Here is a 14,212-nt window from a genome sequence, read left to right as displayed (position 1 = left end):
AAAAATCAAAGTCAGCCAGCCGAGAAGTCAAAAAATGACGCCGTCCAACTGAGGGCCGTGGCTATACGGAATTTATATAGAGGGGCCTTAAAGGCAACGTGAAAACTTCCCGTTTTACACACACGCTGAATTGCCATCCCATGCGCGGCCCAGTTATGCTTTTTTTGAACTTCTTATTTCACAGTTTATTTAATAATTTTGGCCTTCAGCGCATATTTAACCTGCACTAGAAGCTATCAATAAAAAACTGTAATAAATTCACTATTGTGTATATTTCGCACACCATGCGCCGCAAAATCCCCTCCCTCCAAGCCCTGGCCTGCCTCGATGCCGCCGCCCGGCACGAAAGCTACACCCGTGCCGCCCAAGAGCTGGCCCTGAGCCAAGGCGCGGTGTCCCGCCAGATCACCGCGCTGGAGGCCTTTGTGGGCGTGCCACTGTTTCGCCGTACCCGCCATGGCGTGGCGCTGACACCGCAGGGGGCGGAGTACGCGCAGCAGGTGGCGGTGCGCCTGCGCGGGCTGGAGCAGGACACGCTGGATGCCATGTCCCACCAGGGCAGCGGCGGCAGCCTGCACCTGGCATCCGTGCCCACCTTTGCCACCCGCTGGCTGATCCCGCGCCTGCCCGCCTGGACGGCTTTGCACCCCGACACCACGGTACACATCGAAACCCGCACCCGCCCCTTTTTGTTTGCCGACACGCCCTTCGATGCCGCCCTGTACAGCGGCAGCGCCGACCAGGTGGCGCAATGGGCCGGCACCCGCGCCGTGCGCCTGCTGGGCGAAGACATGGTGCCGGTGTGCAGCCCGGCGCTGCGGGGCGGCGCAACCGCATTCACCGCCGAGGCCATTGCCGACCTCCCCCTGCTGCAGCAAAGTACCCGCCCCGACGGCTGGCGCCAGTGGTTCGATGCCATGGGCGTGGCCGCCCCGCTGGCCCGGCGCGGCCCGCGCTACGAGTTGTTTTCGATGACCGCCGCCGCCGCGGCCTGCGGCCTGGGTGTGGCCTTGGTGCCCCGCTTGCTGGTCGAAGCCGAGCTGGTGCGCGGCGAGCTGGTGCTGGCCTGCACGCAGCCGCTACCAGGCAACTCTAACGATGACCGGGCCTACTACTGCGTGCTGCCCGAGCGCACCGAGAACCGGGCGCTGGTGGAGGCGTTTGTGGGGTGGATGCAGCAGACGGTGGGCTAGTTTGTGGGAAAAACCTGGCGCTCCAGATCGGCGCGCCGGATGAAAAATGGGTTGAAAACAGGCTCAGCGTAAGAAAACGCAGCCCAGTCCGACCAATGGGAAGTATTTTTTGAAACTGCGAACCGTTCAGGCTTCGTTTGTGACATCTTCCCGTCCACCTACCACTTGGAGACTTCCCATGAAACTCGCCCACACCCTTCTCACCCTCGCGCTCACCTCCTTGGCCTCCGTGGCCATGGCCGGAGAGATCAAACCCTTTAGCCAGCAAGCGTTTGACCAGCTCACCCAGGCGGGCAAACCGGTGGTGCTGGACATCAGCGCGCCATGGTGCCCCACCTGCAAGGCACAAAAGCCCATCATTGACGGCTTGATGCAGCAGCCCGCCTACAAAGATGTGACGCTGCTGACCATCGACTTCGACAGCGCCAAGCCCACCCTCAAGACCTTCAAGGTCACTTCGCAAAGCACGCTGGTGGCCTTCAAAGGCGAGAAGGAAGTGGGTCGCTCGGTAGGCGACACCACGCCCGCAGGTCTGGAAGGCCTGATTAAAAAGACGGTGAACTGATGGATTTCGGGCTCGGCTCTTACGGCTTCGGGTTTCTGGCAGGGCTGCTGTCCACGCTGTCGCCTTGCGTTCTACCCATCATTCCGATCCTGCTGGGCTCGGCCACCAATGCCCACCCGAGGGCGCCACTGGCGCTGGCGGGCGGACTGGCGATTTCGTACGCGGTCATTGGCTCCACGCTGGCGTGGGCGGGATCCGCGCTGGGACTGGATGGCTCCATCTTTCGCGGTATTGGAGCCGCGATTTTGGGCGTGCTGGGCCTGGTCCTGCTGTCTGGCGGTCTGCAGCAACGGTTTGCGGCAGCTACCGCCGGCATTGGCGACGCGGGCAACAGCCTGATTGCACGCATGCGCCTGGACGGCCTGTGGGGCCAGTTCGCGATTGGCTTGGTGCTGGGCGTGGTGTGGAGCCCTTGCGTGGGCCCCACCCTCGGTGCCGCTGTGGTGCTGGCCAGCCAGGGCTCGCAACTGCCCCAGGTCGCCTTGTTGATGGGCATTTTTGGTCTGGGGGCCGCTTTGCCCGTGGTCGTCTTGGCCTACGTCTCGCGCGGTGCCATGCTCAAGATGCGTGGAAAGCTCTTACAGGCCGGTAAAACCGGAAAAATGGTCCTGGGTGCCATCATGGTCGCCCTGGCGGTGTTGATCTTGACCGGTGCCGACAAACCGATAGAGACCTGGCTGGTAGTGCACTCGCCCGATTGGCTCACCACCCTGACGACACGGTTTTAATTTAAAACAGCCGCGGGTCAAACACGAACGGGTTCTTCTCCACCACCAGGGCAATCTGGGCGTAGTCTGGGTGCGCCGGGTTCAGCAGCAGGTTGCGCTCGGCAGGCTCCACAAAAGACGGCACCCACAGCCCCAGACTCGCCCCGGCCACCAGCCAGCGCATGCCGATGGCCTGGGTGGCGGCCTGGTCCTCACGCCAATTCAGAGGCAATTCGGCATCCAGCAGCGTGGCGGTATCGGGAATCTCCAGCCGCAGCAGCACCATGTTTTTCGGCATGGCGCCATTGCAGTGCACCCGCCGCTCCAGTTGGCACAGTGCCCGGCTGGCACCGCAGTACACCAGTTGCAGCGGCCCGGCGCAGCCAATGTGCCAGCGGCCATCGCCCAGGGTGGAGCCATAACCCAGCGCGGGCAAAGTTAGCGCACCCGAAAAGCCGATGCGCCAGACGCTCAGGGGCATAGCCAAATCAAACCACACCGCCGTGCTTGATCGCCACCAGCATGTCCTTCACCCGGCGGGTGCCAAACGAGGTTTTGGCCGACTGCAGTGGGCTCTCGCCGTCCAGCATCGGGTGGGGGCGGCGCAACCAGCCCAGGGCGATGGCCTGGGTCTCAAACGTGTCGGTGGCCATCTCTTCCAGCTCCAGCACGCGCAGCACGTTTTCAGCGGAATGGGTGGGCAGCGGCTGGTCTTTGCCCGCCCGCCGCAGCGCCGTGGTGCGGTCTAGGTCCAGAATCTCGGCCAGCTCGCCTTTGCCCATTTCCAGGTAGTCCGACAGCGGGTCGATCACCCGGCTAGAGATGCCGCGCTTGAGGATGCGCAGCGCCTGCTCGCTATTGAATGCCGTGCCATACGGGTGCACCGAGGGCACCGCGTCCGCATAGGCTCCCTCCCGTGTGGCGGGCTGAATGATCTGCCATAGCGAAGAATGTGCAGGGGCAAGAGGCTCAAGGGTGGCGGTATTCATAGAGCAATTACATCATAAATACGATGCAAATGCACAAAAAATGACAAAGTAGCCTTCCCTACAATGGCCGCATCCCCCTAGACCGATGGCATTTTCGGTACCCACACGCAGTTTTGATCGACATGAAAAAAGAAGAAGCCCCCGCCCACACGCCCATGATGCAGCAGTACTTGGCCATCAAGGCCGAGCACCCTGACACGCTGGTTTTCTACCGCATGGGCGACTTCTACGAGCTGTTTTTTGCCGATGCCGAAAAAGCCACCGCCCTGCTCGACATCACGCTGACCAAGCGCGGGCACACGGCGGGCATCCCGATTCCCATGTGCGGCGTGCCCTTCCACGCCATGGAGGGCTACCTGGCCAAGCTGATCAAGCTGGGCGAGTCGGTGGCCATTTGCGAGCAAGTGGGCGAAGTCACGGGCAAGGGGCCGGTGGAACGCAAGGTGATGCGCGTGGTCACCCCCGGCACCTTGACGGATGCCGAGCTGCTGTCCGACAAGACCGAATCCGTGCTGCTGGCCATCCACCAGGGCCCGCGCAACACCTGCGGCCTGGCCTGGCTGAGCGTGACGCGCGCCGAAATCCACCTGGCCGAATGCCCCAGCGACGAGCTGGAAGCCTGGGTGACCCGCATCGCCCCCAGCGAGCTGCTGCACAGCACCGATACCAGCCACAGCCTGGAGCAACGCATCCAGGCGCTGAAGCGCGCCACCGCGCCCGGCACGGCTTTGTCCACCACCGCCCGCCCGGCCTGGCAGTTCGATGCCGCTCTGGGACAGCGCAAGCTGCTGGAGCAACTGCACGCCGCCACCTTGGCCGCCTGGCACGCCGACGACCTTCCCCAGGCCCACGCGGCGGCCGCCGCCCTGCTGACTTTTGCCGAGCACACCCAGGGCCGCGCGCTGTCGCATGTGCAAACCATCCGCGTGCAAAAAGGCGATGCCGGCATCCATCTGCCGCTGAGCACCCGACGCAACCTGGAGCTGACGCAAACCCTGCGCGGCGAGGACAAGCCCACGCTGTTCTCGTTGCTAGACACCTGTAGCACCAGCATGGGCAGCCGCGCCCTGAAACGCTGGCTGCTGGAACCCCAGCGCGACCGCAGCGAAGCCAGCTTGCGCCTGCAGGCCATCGCCACCCTGCGCGAAGGCGGGCACAGCCAACGCCTGCGCGAGCAGATCAAGGGCAGCGGCGACGTAGAACGCATCAGCGCGCGCATCGCGCTGCGCCAAGTACGTCCACGGGAACTGGTGGCTTTGCAGTACACGCTACAAAAAGCAGAGCTGCTGGTGCAGGCAATACCTGCGCAATCGGCACTTTTGGCTCAAATTTCTGCGGCCCTGCACCCGCCCGCAGGCTGCGCCGCTTTGTTGCAGCACGCCATCCTGGACGAACCCGCCGCCTTGGTACGCGACGGCGGCGTGATCAACCGCGGCTTTGATGCCGAGCTGGACGAGCTGCGCGACATCCAGACCAACTGCGACGCGTTTTTGCTCGACCTGGAAACCCGCGAGAAAGCCCGCACCGGCATTGCCAACTTGCGGGTGCAGTTCAACAAAGTACATGGCTTCTACATCGAAGTCACCCAGGGCCAGGTCGACAAGGTGCCCGCGGACTACCGCCGCCGCCAGACCCTGAAGAACGCCGAGCGCTTCATCACCCCCGAGCTCAAAGCCTTTGAAGACAAGGCCCTGAGTGCCCAAGAGCGCGCCCTGGCCCGCGAGAAATGGCTGTTCGAGCAGGTGCTGGACCAGCTGCAGGCCTTTGTGCCGCGCCTGGGCCAACTGGCCTACGCCCTGGCCGCGCTGGACGTGCTGTGCACCCTGGCCGAACGCTCGCTCACCCTCAACTGGTGCGCCCCGGTGTTCGTCAAAGAGCCCTGCATCGCCATCGAAGGCGGTCGCCACCCTGTCGTGGAAGCCCGGCTTTCTGAGGCCAGCAGCGCCAGCTTCATCGCCAACGACACCACCCTGGGCCACCGCCAACGCATGCAGATCATCACCGGGCCCAACATGGGCGGCAAATCGACCTATATGCGCCAGGTCGCCACCATCGTGCTGTTGGCCAGCATGGGCAGTTACGTGCCCGCCAGCGCCTGCCGCCTGGGGCCGATCGATGCCATCCACACCCGCATTGGCGCGGCCGACGACCTGGCCAACGCGCAATCCACCTTCATGGTGGAAATGACCGAGGCCGCGCAGATTCTGCACAGCGCAAGCGCCCACAGCCTGGTGCTGATGGACGAAATTGGCCGCGGTACCTCCACCTTTGACGGCCTGGCGCTGGCCAGCGGCATTGCCGCGCATTTGCACGACAAAACCCAGGCCTTCACCCTGTTTGCCACCCACTATTTCGAGCTGACCGAGTTCCCGGCCCAGCACCACGGCGCGGTGAACATGCACGTCAGCGCGGCGGAGTCAGGCCGCGACATCGTGTTTTTGCACGAGCTGCAGCCCGGCCCCGCCAGCCGCAGCTACGGTATCCAGGTGGCCCGCCTGGCCGGCATGCCGGCGGCCGTGCTGAACCACGCCCGCCACACCCTGGCCGCGCTAGAAGACCACGCGCTCGGCAGCCAGATACAGGTGGATTTGTTTGCCGCGCCGCCCGAGGTTGAGGCAACTTCTGCCAGCGCCGTAGAAGCTGCCGTGGCCGCATTGGACCCCGACGCCATGAGCCCGCGCGAGGCCATGGAGGCCATTTACCAGCTGAAGAAATTATCGCAACGGGCTTGAGCGCTGTCGCTGGCGAGCAAAAGCGTGTCGCAATTCTCTACTTGGTTACAAATTGTTTCCATAAGATGAATCCACGGTTCAGCCCTGAGAAGCTGACCCGAACGCCGCCACGATTCTTGTCAAATGAAAAGAAGCTGCCATCAATACGCTCAACAACCTGAAAATTTCCACCCGCCTGACAGCGACCTTTGCCATGTTGGTCGCAGCCATGCTGGCCATCGCGGTCACAGCGGTATTCCAGATGGGCATCATGTGGCGCAACGCCGATGAAATATCCACGCTCTGGCTGCCCAAGTCGGAATCGGTCAACCGCATGGGAGCCGAGCTCGCCAGCTTCCGCATGACCGAGTTGCAGTATGTAATGAGCACGGTGGACAGCGAGGCGGCCGAACTGGAAAAGAAAATGCTTAAGGTGCAATCCACCTTCCAGGCCGACAGCAAAGCCTTTGCCAGCAGCATCAGTGACGACAACGAGCGCAAACTGTTCGAAAGCTTCACCGCCGACTGGAAAGCCTATCTGCTGATCCACGAACAGGTGGTGGCATTTGCCAAGCAGTTCCAGGCAGACCAGGGCAAGCGCCTGCTCAATACCAGCGCCGAAAAGCTGTTCGTCAAATCCATCGCCACACTCGACCAATTGGTGGACATCAGCCACAAAGGTGCTGTCGATGGGGGTGCCGCGACAGTCACCACCTACAACACCGCCCGTGGCTCCATGCTGGTGATTGCCACCTTCGGTTTGGCCCTGGCCGTGGTCGCGGCCTTCGTGCTGATTCGGTCGATTACTCGCCCTTTGTCCGATGCAGTCCAGGCCATCGAGCGCGTAGCGGGTGGTGATCTCAGCGTCGACATTCACGCCACCACCACCGATGAAGCCGGGCAACTGCTAACCGCCTTGAACAATATGCAGCACGGCCTGATTGGGGTGGTGAGCAAGGTTAGGCAGGGCTCCGAGAGCGTGTCCACTGCCAGCGAAGAGATTGCCTCGGGCAACCAGGACCTGTCGAACCGCACCGAGCAGCAGGCCAGCGATCTCGAACAAACGAATGCGCACATGGCCAAGCTGAGCGGAGCGGTGGCCGAGAATGCCGAGAATTCGCGCCAAGCCAACCATCTGGCGCAAAACGCATCCACTCTGGCAGTGCACGGCGGCAAAGTTGTGAGCCAGGTGGTACAGACCATGAAAGGCATTACCGACAGCTCGCGCAAGATTGCCGACATCATCAGCGTGATTGACGGCATTGCATTCCAGACAAATATTCTGGCGCTGAATGCCGCCGTAGAAGCCGCCCGCGCGGGCGAACAGGGACGGGGTTTTGCGGTGGTCGCATCCGAAGTCCGTTCACTGGCGGGCCGCAGTGCCGATGCCGCCAAGGAAATCAAAAGCCTGATCAACGCCAGCGTGGAGCGGGTGGAGCATGGCACTTCAGAAGTGGGTCTGGCAGGCCAGACCATGACCGAGTTGGTCGATGCCATCCAGAAAGTCGCGCAAATCATGGGCGAGATCAGTGCATCCAGCCGGGAACAGGCCACCGGCGTGCAGCAGTTGGGGGCAGCCATGTCGAATATGGACCAGGCCACCTCCCAAAACGCCGCCATGGTGGAACAGATCTCGGCAGCGGCCAACACCCTGCGAACCCAGGCTATCGATCTGGTGGATGCGGTTTCGGTATTCAAAGTCGGGCGCGGTTCCTATCTGGCGCTCCCATAGGCCATTGGGCGTGGCACGCGCTGACCTAAAATCAGCGATTTCCTTGTGAAGTTGCTCCATGACCTACTGCGTCGCCATCAAACTGAATGCCGGACTGGTGTTCCTGTCCGACTCCCGCACCAATGCCGGCCTGGACCAGATCAGCACCTTCCGCAAGATGATCGTCTACGAAAAGCCGCAAGACCGCTTCATGGTGCTGCTGTCGGCGGGTAACCTGAGCATCTCGCAGTCCATCCGCGAGATCCTGCAGGTCGAGCAACTGAAGGACCACGAGGACAGCGAACCCGTCACCATCTGGAATGCCAAGAGCATGTTCGACGCGGCCCGCGTGCTGGGTGCGGCGGTGCGCCATGTGTACGACCGCGACGCAGTGTCGCTGCGCCAGGCGGGTGTGGAGTTCAATGTGTCGCTGATTTTTGGCGGACAGATCAAGGGCGAGGGTATGCGCCTGTTCCAGGTGTATTCGGCCGGCAACTTCATCGAAGCCACGCCCGAGACCCCCTACTTCCAGGTGGGCGAATCCAAATACGGTAAGCCCGTGCTGGACCGCGTGATCGCCCCCACCACCCCACTGGACGAAGCCGCCAAGTGCGCGCTGGTGTCGATGGACTCGACCCTCAAGTCCAACCTGTCCGTCGGCTTGCCGCTGGATCTGGTGGTGTACGAGGCCGATACCTTCCAGACCGACAAGGTGGTCTGCATCGACGAAAACAACCCCTACATGAAGATGCTGCACAGCAGCTGGGGCCACAAGCTGCGCGAGGTGTTCGACAGCATCGAAGACCCGATGTGGAACGGCGAACAGACCGAGATTCCGCTGATGGTGCAGTCCGGCCGGGGCAAGCCTCTGCGCAAGATCACCACGCCCCAAGAGCGCTTGATTTAGCGGCTGTATCGCGCAGGTTCACCTGGTGAACGTGCGCGACTCCGATCGGCGGGCAAGCGTCCCACAATGTCGGTTATGCCGCCCATCGTCTTCACCCACGCGAACAGCTTCCCCGCCGCCACCTACAGCGTACTGTTCGCCAGCTTGCGGGCGCGCGGCTTCACGGTGGAGGCCATCGACCAACTCGGCCACGACCCGCAGTACCCGGTGAGCAACAACTGGCCGCATCTGGTGCAACAACTGGCCGACTTCGCGGCCAAGGCAGCGGCGCGGCATGGCCAGCCGGTGTTTCTGGTTGGGCATTCGCTGGGCGGATTTCTCAGTCTGATGGTCGCCGCCCGGCACCCAGAGCTGGCGTGCGGCGTGCTGCTGCTGGATGCGCCCATCGTCGGTGGCTGGCGCGCCACCACGCTGGGGGCCTTCAAGCGGGCCAAGATGGTGGAAGTGGTGTCGCCCGGCAAGATCAGCCGCAGCCGCCGGCAGCACTGGCCCGACCAGGACGCGGCGCTGGCGCACTTCCAGGGCAAGAAGGCCTTTGCCCGCTGGGAGCCGCAGGTGCTGCAGGACTACATCGCCTGGGGTACCCGCGACCTGGACGGCCAGCGGGTTCTGGGCTTCGACCGCGCGGTGGAAACCGCCATCTACAACAGTTTTCCCGATAACCTGGAAAGCCTGCTGCGCCACCACCCTTTGAGGTGCCCGGTGACCTTCATCGGCGGCACCCATTCGACCGAAATGCGCCAGATCGGCATGGGCCTGACCACCAAAATCACCAAGGGCCGCACCATGATGCTGGACGGCAGCCACCTGTTTCCGATGGAAAAACCGCTGGCCACGGCCGCGGCCATGGAGGCCGCGCTGAGGAATATCAGCGCGCCAGTAGGGGCCCCAGAGCCCCCAGATCCGCGATAAACGTCACCTGTTCGGCCACGTCCACCGCCATGCCCTCACGCGGGTGCAAGCTGAACACCTGCATGCCTGCCGCCAAGCCGGCCAGCACGCCCGGCAGGCTGTCTTCCACCACGGCACAGTGCGCTGGCGCAACGCCCAAGGCTTGGGCGGCGTGCAGGAACAGACCCGGATCGGGCTTGAAATGGCCGACTTCGTAGGCGCAAAAAATACGCTCACCCAGCAAGGACCGCAGACCGGTCAGGCCCAGGGTCAGCTCCACCTTTTCGCGCGGGCCATTGGTGGCTACGCAAAACGGGATAGTCAAACTTTGCAGCAAGGCCAGTGCGCCCGGCAGCGGCTGCAGGTCCTGGCGAAAGCGAATTTCAGACTGCTCGCGTACCTGCGTCGTCAGGGCGGCTTCAAATCCCGGTGCCTGGGCAGGCAACTGCGCCGTAATCCAGCCGATGCAGTCGGCCATGCGCGCGCCGCGAAACCGCTGATGGGCTTCTGCGCGGGTGAGCTGCACACCATGGGCCACCGCCTGCGCATGCAGCACGTCCATGCCCGGCTCCTCGCTATCCACCAGCGTGCCATCGGCATCGAAAATAACGGCCTGGATCGCGTGCCCCATGGCTTATGCAGCCCAGACTACCGTGCCGGTGTACCAGGTAGCCAAAACCACCAGACCAAAGGCGATGCGATACCAGGCAAACACCACAAAATCGTGGGTGGAGATGTAGCGCAGCAGCCAGCGAATGCACAGCCAGGCGCTCAAGAAGCTGACCACAAAGCCCACGGCGAACAGCGGAAAGTCAGCCATGGACAACAGCGCGCGTTCTTTCCACAGGCTGTAGGCCCCGGCGGCGATCAGCGTGGGGATGGCCAAAAAGAAGCTGAAGTCGGTGGCCGCCTTGCGCGACAAGCCCAGTAACATGCCACCGATGATGGTGGAGCCCGAGCGGCTGGTGCCGGGAATCATGCCCAGGCACTGCACCAGGCCGACCTTGAGGGCATCAAGGCCGCTCATGTCGTCGATCTCCTGGATGCGCACCACGGGCTTGGCGCGGCGTTCCACCCACCAGATTATCAGACCACCGACGATGAAAGCCGTGGCCACCACCGGTGCGTTGAACAAATAGGCCTTGATGCTTTTGTAGACAAAAAACCCGACCAGGGCCGCGGGCATGAACCCAATGGCGATGTTGAACACAAAGCGGCGCGAACGTGCGCTGCTGCTAAAGCCGCTGATGGCCCCGGCGATACGCTGCCAGTAAACGATGATCACGGCCAGGATGGCACCGGTCTGGATGGCGATGTCGAACACCTTGGACTTGTCGTCCGTCATGCCCAAGAGCGAGCCGGTCAGAATCAAATGCCCGGTGCTGGACACCGGCAAAAACTCGGTCAACCCCTCGACGATGCCCATGATGGCGGCTTTGATCAGCAAAATGGTATCCACACGCACTCCCAAAAATTAGATGGGGTGATTATCACTGGGCGGCCAAGCGCGCCCGCAAAGCCCGCACCGCGCTGTGTTGGCTTGTCAACACCGGTAAACCCGTAGCCGCCTCGCAGGCCGCCCGCGCCCGCGCCAGGCTGAACAGGGCCAGGGCGTGAATGGGCGCGACACGTGGCATGTCCAACGTTCAGCTTGCTCACCGCCACATCCTTGGGAGAGCAGCCAGTGTGCGAGCAAACTCAGCCAGATCGCCGTACGTAGCCATGAACGGAGGTGCCAGCAGCACATGGTCGCGCGGCATGGCTTCCTGCTTAATACGGACACAAGCCAAAAGACCATCCACCGCATATTCCACCTGCGCAGACAGCTATATAAGATATAGCATTACTGGGCACGAACGCCGCGCATATCTTTATAAAACCACGTGCACGCGATACCGGCGCGCCATGTGCGGCCCGCAGAATCCAGAGCCTTACCGGGCCGTATCCAGGCTCCCGGCTCCCATGCCGCACCGACGCGCCATGTGCCGGTGGCCTTCCGCCCACCCCCGACCGCGCTGACGCACATTTCCTTTTATTCCGATGGCCTTTTTTTACCGTTCATCCACCTTGTGGGCGCTGCCGCTGCTGTGCAACCTGGCAGTGGCTGTGCCCGCGCGTGCCGCCAAGAAGCCCGTAGCCGAGGTGGTCACACTCAATTTTTACAACGCCGACATCGAAGGCGTGGCGCGCACCCTGGGGGTGATCACGCACCGCAACATCGTGGTGGACCCGCACGCCAAAGGCACGCTGACCCTGAACACCGAAACCCCGGTCTCCCCCGCGCAGGCCTGGGACCACTTTCTGGCCGCCTTGCGCCTGCAGGGCTACACCGTGGTGGAGACGGCGGGCCTGTACAAGATCATTCCCGAGGCCGATGGCAAGCTGCAGTCGGCCTCGGTACGGGTGGCGGCGGGCGCGGCACGGGGCGACCAGATCGTCACCGAAATCTTCAAGCTCAGCTATGAAAACGCCAATAACCTGGTACCCGTGCTGCGGCCCTTGATCAGCCCCAACAACGTCATCAACGTCAACGCGGGCAACAACTCGCTGGTGATTACCGACTACGCCAACAACCTGGACCGGCTGCGCACCGTGGTTGCCGCGCTGGACACTCCCAGCGCCACCGACGTGGAAGTGATGCCTTTGCAATATGCCTCCGCCGCCGAGATGGTGGTGACAGTGCGGCGGTTGACGGACATCGCCACCAGCAGCGCTACCGCCGTAAGTGCCAGCACGGGCGCAGCCACCTCCGCCGCACCCGCGGCGGCCACCGGCAGCAGCACAGCGGCCTCCATCGTGGCCGACACCCAGAGCAACAGCCTGCTGGTGCGCGCCCCCAACGCCGCGCAGCTGGCCGCCATCCGCGCGCTGGTGGCGCGGCTGGACCACCCGCGGGACAGCGCCACCGTGCGGGTGGTCTACCTGAAGAACACCGATGCCACCCGGCTGGCCCAGGTGCTGCGGGCGGCCTTTCCTTCGCAGACCAGCAGCAGCAGCGGGTCTGGCAGCAGCACCGCCACCAAGACCTCGCTGGCGGGCGACGCCAACAGCGCCAGTACCACCAGTAGCAGCAGCAAGGAATCAACCGCATCGACCACCCCGGTAGCCACTGCGGCCCAGCCCTCCACCGGCGGCGATATCCAGGCCGACCCGATCAGCAACGCGCTCATCATTACCGCGCCCGAACCCCGGTTCAAAGAGATGCGCCAGGTGATCGAGCAGCTGGATTCGCGCCGGGCGCAGCTGTATGTGGAATCACTGGTAGTGGAGATAGATGCCAGCAAGAGTGTGGACTTGGGCATCCAGTGGGCCAAAATATTTGATATCAGCAGCAGCACCACGCTGACCCTGGGCACGGTGGCGGCGGCCTTGGAGTCGATCTCGGGTACCAATATCTTGTCCACCGCCAATGTGGTCACGTTGGACAACGAAGAGGCCAAGATCGTCGTGGGCCAGAACGTGCCGTTTGTCACCGGCTCGTACACCAGCACCAGCAGCAGTAGCCCGTTTCAGACCATCGAGCGCAAAGACGTGGGCATCACCCTGCGCATCAAGCCGCAAATTGGCCAAAGCGGCAATATCCGCATGACGATCTACCAGGAGTCGTCTTCGGTGGCCTCTACCAGCAGCACCTTGGGGCCGACCACCAACAAGCGTTCGATTGAATCCTCGGTGGTGGTCAACGACGGCAAAATTATTGTGCTGGGTGGGCTGCTCGAAGACAGCGCCATCGACGATACCGCGCAGGTCACCGGCGTGGCCGACATCCCCTGGCTCGGGGCGTTTTTCCGCAGCCTGAGCCGGACCCGCAAAAAAACCAATCTGATGGTGTTTTTGCGCCCGCGCATCATGGTGGACGAAGCCGCTAGCAACGCCATCTCTTGGGACCGCTACGACTACATGCGGACCCAGCAACAGGGTTTACCGGCAGAAGTTCAACATCTTTCGCTAGAACTCAACAGGCCGCTGGCACCGCCCAGCGCCCAGACACTGGCCTTGCCGTCTACCGTTAAATAAACCAGTAAAAACAGCCTCTAGCGCATACCCAACCTGCACATAAAGCTACTATTAATATAGCAATATATCACTTGCATCCTGAAGTGGCGGGGGCCAACCACTGGCGCAGGGCAGCGTTGTAGGCCACGTCAAACCGGCCATAGGCGTTGCTACCGTTGGGGTTGCTGCAGCTAGAACTACCGCCGTACAACTGGCCGACCAGGTAGTGGCCGCCGCCGATGGTTTCAAACAGGGGCGAACCGCTGCTGCCTTCCTCGGTGGCTCCGCTGCTGAACTGGGCGTTGAGAAAATTACTGTTGGCTTGGCTTGCGGTGCTGCAAGTGAAATCCAGCGACGAGGCACTCAGCAGCGAGCAGCTCAGGAACGAACTGATCACACCGGTGCTGATGGCCTGCCAACTGCCCTGCGGGTGGTGCAAACCGGCTGCCGCGTCGCCCAGTGTGGGCGCGGCGACCGACCAGCCCGCAAACACGGCCCCCGTGGGTGGCGTGTCGGCCAGACGCATGAACGAGGTGTCGGTG

Annotated in this window: 12 protein-coding genes and 2 pseudogenes; 8 read left to right on the top strand and 6 right to left on the bottom strand. The window is 62.7% G+C overall.

Annotated features, from left to right (window positions below; translation table 11 throughout):
* Positions 1–284: 284 nt before the first annotated feature.
* The 3 genes from ABI213_RS16290 to ABI213_RS16280 all read left to right on the top strand — a co-directional run bounded on the left by ABI213_RS16290 (position 285) and on the right by ABI213_RS16280 (position 2,486).
* A complete protein-coding gene (locus ABI213_RS16290) occupies positions 285–1,193 on the top strand; it encodes a LysR substrate-binding domain-containing protein (RefSeq protein WP_348006927.1) in 909 nt (302 codons plus the stop codon).
* Positions 1,194–1,371: 178 nt separating this feature from the next.
* Entirely contained in the window at positions 1,372–1,758 is a 387-nt protein-coding gene (locus ABI213_RS16285) for a thioredoxin family protein (protein WP_348006928.1), read from the top strand.
* Complete coding sequence (locus ABI213_RS16280) at positions 1,758–2,486, top strand: cytochrome c biogenesis CcdA family protein (protein ID WP_348006929.1); 729 nt, start codon at positions 1,758–1,760, stop codon at positions 2,484–2,486. Before ABI213_RS16285 ends, ABI213_RS16280 begins: the two co-directional genes overlap by 1 nt.
* Position 2,487: 1 nt before the next feature.
* Here the strand turns inward: ABI213_RS16280 and ABI213_RS16275 are convergent, their stop codons facing one another.
* Together ABI213_RS16275 and ABI213_RS16270 are read right to left on the bottom strand one after the other, a co-directional pair.
* Positions 2,488–2,946 carry an RES family NAD+ phosphorylase gene (locus tag ABI213_RS16275; protein WP_348006930.1) on the bottom strand — a complete coding sequence of 153 codons (459 nt, stop codon included), beginning with the start codon at positions 2,944–2,946 and terminating at the stop codon, positions 2,488–2,490.
* A 7-nt stretch (positions 2,947–2,953) separates the two neighbouring features.
* Complete coding sequence (locus ABI213_RS16270) at positions 2,954–3,454, bottom strand: antitoxin Xre/MbcA/ParS toxin-binding domain-containing protein (RefSeq protein WP_348006931.1); 501 nt, start codon at positions 3,452–3,454, stop codon at positions 2,954–2,956.
* Between the two features lie 122 nt (positions 3,455–3,576).
* Here ABI213_RS16270 and mutS point away from each other — a divergent pair, with 122 nt between their 5' ends.
* From mutS to ABI213_RS16250, 4 genes are all read left to right on the top strand, one after another.
* Positions 3,577–6,186, top strand: coding sequence for a DNA mismatch repair protein MutS (gene mutS / locus ABI213_RS16265; protein ID WP_348008842.1), 2,610 nt, complete (start codon positions 3,577–3,579; stop codon positions 6,184–6,186).
* Positions 6,187–6,325: 139 nt separating this feature from the next.
* Complete coding sequence (locus tag ABI213_RS16260; RefSeq protein ID WP_348008843.1) at positions 6,326–7,897, top strand: methyl-accepting chemotaxis protein; 1,572 nt, start codon at positions 6,326–6,328, stop codon at positions 7,895–7,897.
* Positions 7,898–7,955: 58 nt separating this feature from the next.
* The gene (locus ABI213_RS16255) at positions 7,956–8,783 is read left to right on the top strand and encodes a proteasome-type protease (RefSeq protein WP_348008841.1); all 828 of its coding nucleotides are present in this window, start codon (positions 7,956–7,958) and stop codon (positions 8,781–8,783) included.
* 75 nt (positions 8,784–8,858) lie between these two features.
* Positions 8,859–9,695 carry an alpha/beta hydrolase gene (locus tag ABI213_RS16250; RefSeq protein WP_348008840.1) on the top strand — a complete coding sequence of 279 codons (837 nt, stop codon included), beginning with the start codon at positions 8,859–8,861 and terminating at the stop codon, positions 9,693–9,695.
* Here the strand turns inward: ABI213_RS16250 and ABI213_RS16245 are convergent.
* The 3 genes and pseudogenes from ABI213_RS16245 to ABI213_RS16235 all read right to left on the bottom strand — a co-directional run.
* Positions 9,652–10,305 carry an HAD-IA family hydrolase gene (locus ABI213_RS16245; RefSeq protein WP_348008839.1) on the bottom strand — a complete coding sequence of 218 codons (654 nt, stop codon included), beginning with the start codon at positions 10,303–10,305 and terminating at the stop codon, positions 9,652–9,654. The two genes, ABI213_RS16250 and ABI213_RS16245, sit on opposite strands and share 44 nt — an antisense overlap.
* 3 nt (positions 10,306–10,308) lie before the next feature.
* Positions 10,309–11,133, bottom strand: coding sequence for an undecaprenyl-diphosphate phosphatase (locus ABI213_RS16240; protein WP_348027857.1), 825 nt, complete (start codon positions 11,131–11,133; stop codon positions 10,309–10,311).
* Between the two features lie 31 nt (positions 11,134–11,164).
* A pseudogene (locus ABI213_RS16235) lies at positions 11,165–11,287 on the bottom strand (arylsulfatase); the annotation flags it as partial.
* A gap of 427 nt (positions 11,288–11,714) precedes the next feature.
* Between ABI213_RS16235 and ABI213_RS16230 the strand changes: the two are divergent.
* Positions 11,715–13,691 (top strand): secretin N-terminal domain-containing protein, encoded by a 1,977-nt coding sequence (locus ABI213_RS16230; protein WP_348005034.1) that lies wholly within the window; start codon positions 11,715–11,717, stop codon positions 13,689–13,691.
* A gap of 67 nt (positions 13,692–13,758) precedes the next feature.
* Here ABI213_RS16230 and ABI213_RS16225 read toward each other — a convergent pair.
* Positions 13,759–14,212, bottom strand: a pseudogene (locus ABI213_RS16225) (serine protease); the annotation flags it as partial.

This window comes from Rhodoferax sp. (assembly GCF_039922535.1).
Taxonomy (GTDB): Bacteria; Pseudomonadota; Gammaproteobacteria; order Burkholderiales; family Burkholderiaceae_C; genus Rhodoferax_B.
The sequence above is the reverse complement of the archived record's forward strand: the minus strand, read 5'-3'. Positions and strand labels throughout refer to the sequence as shown.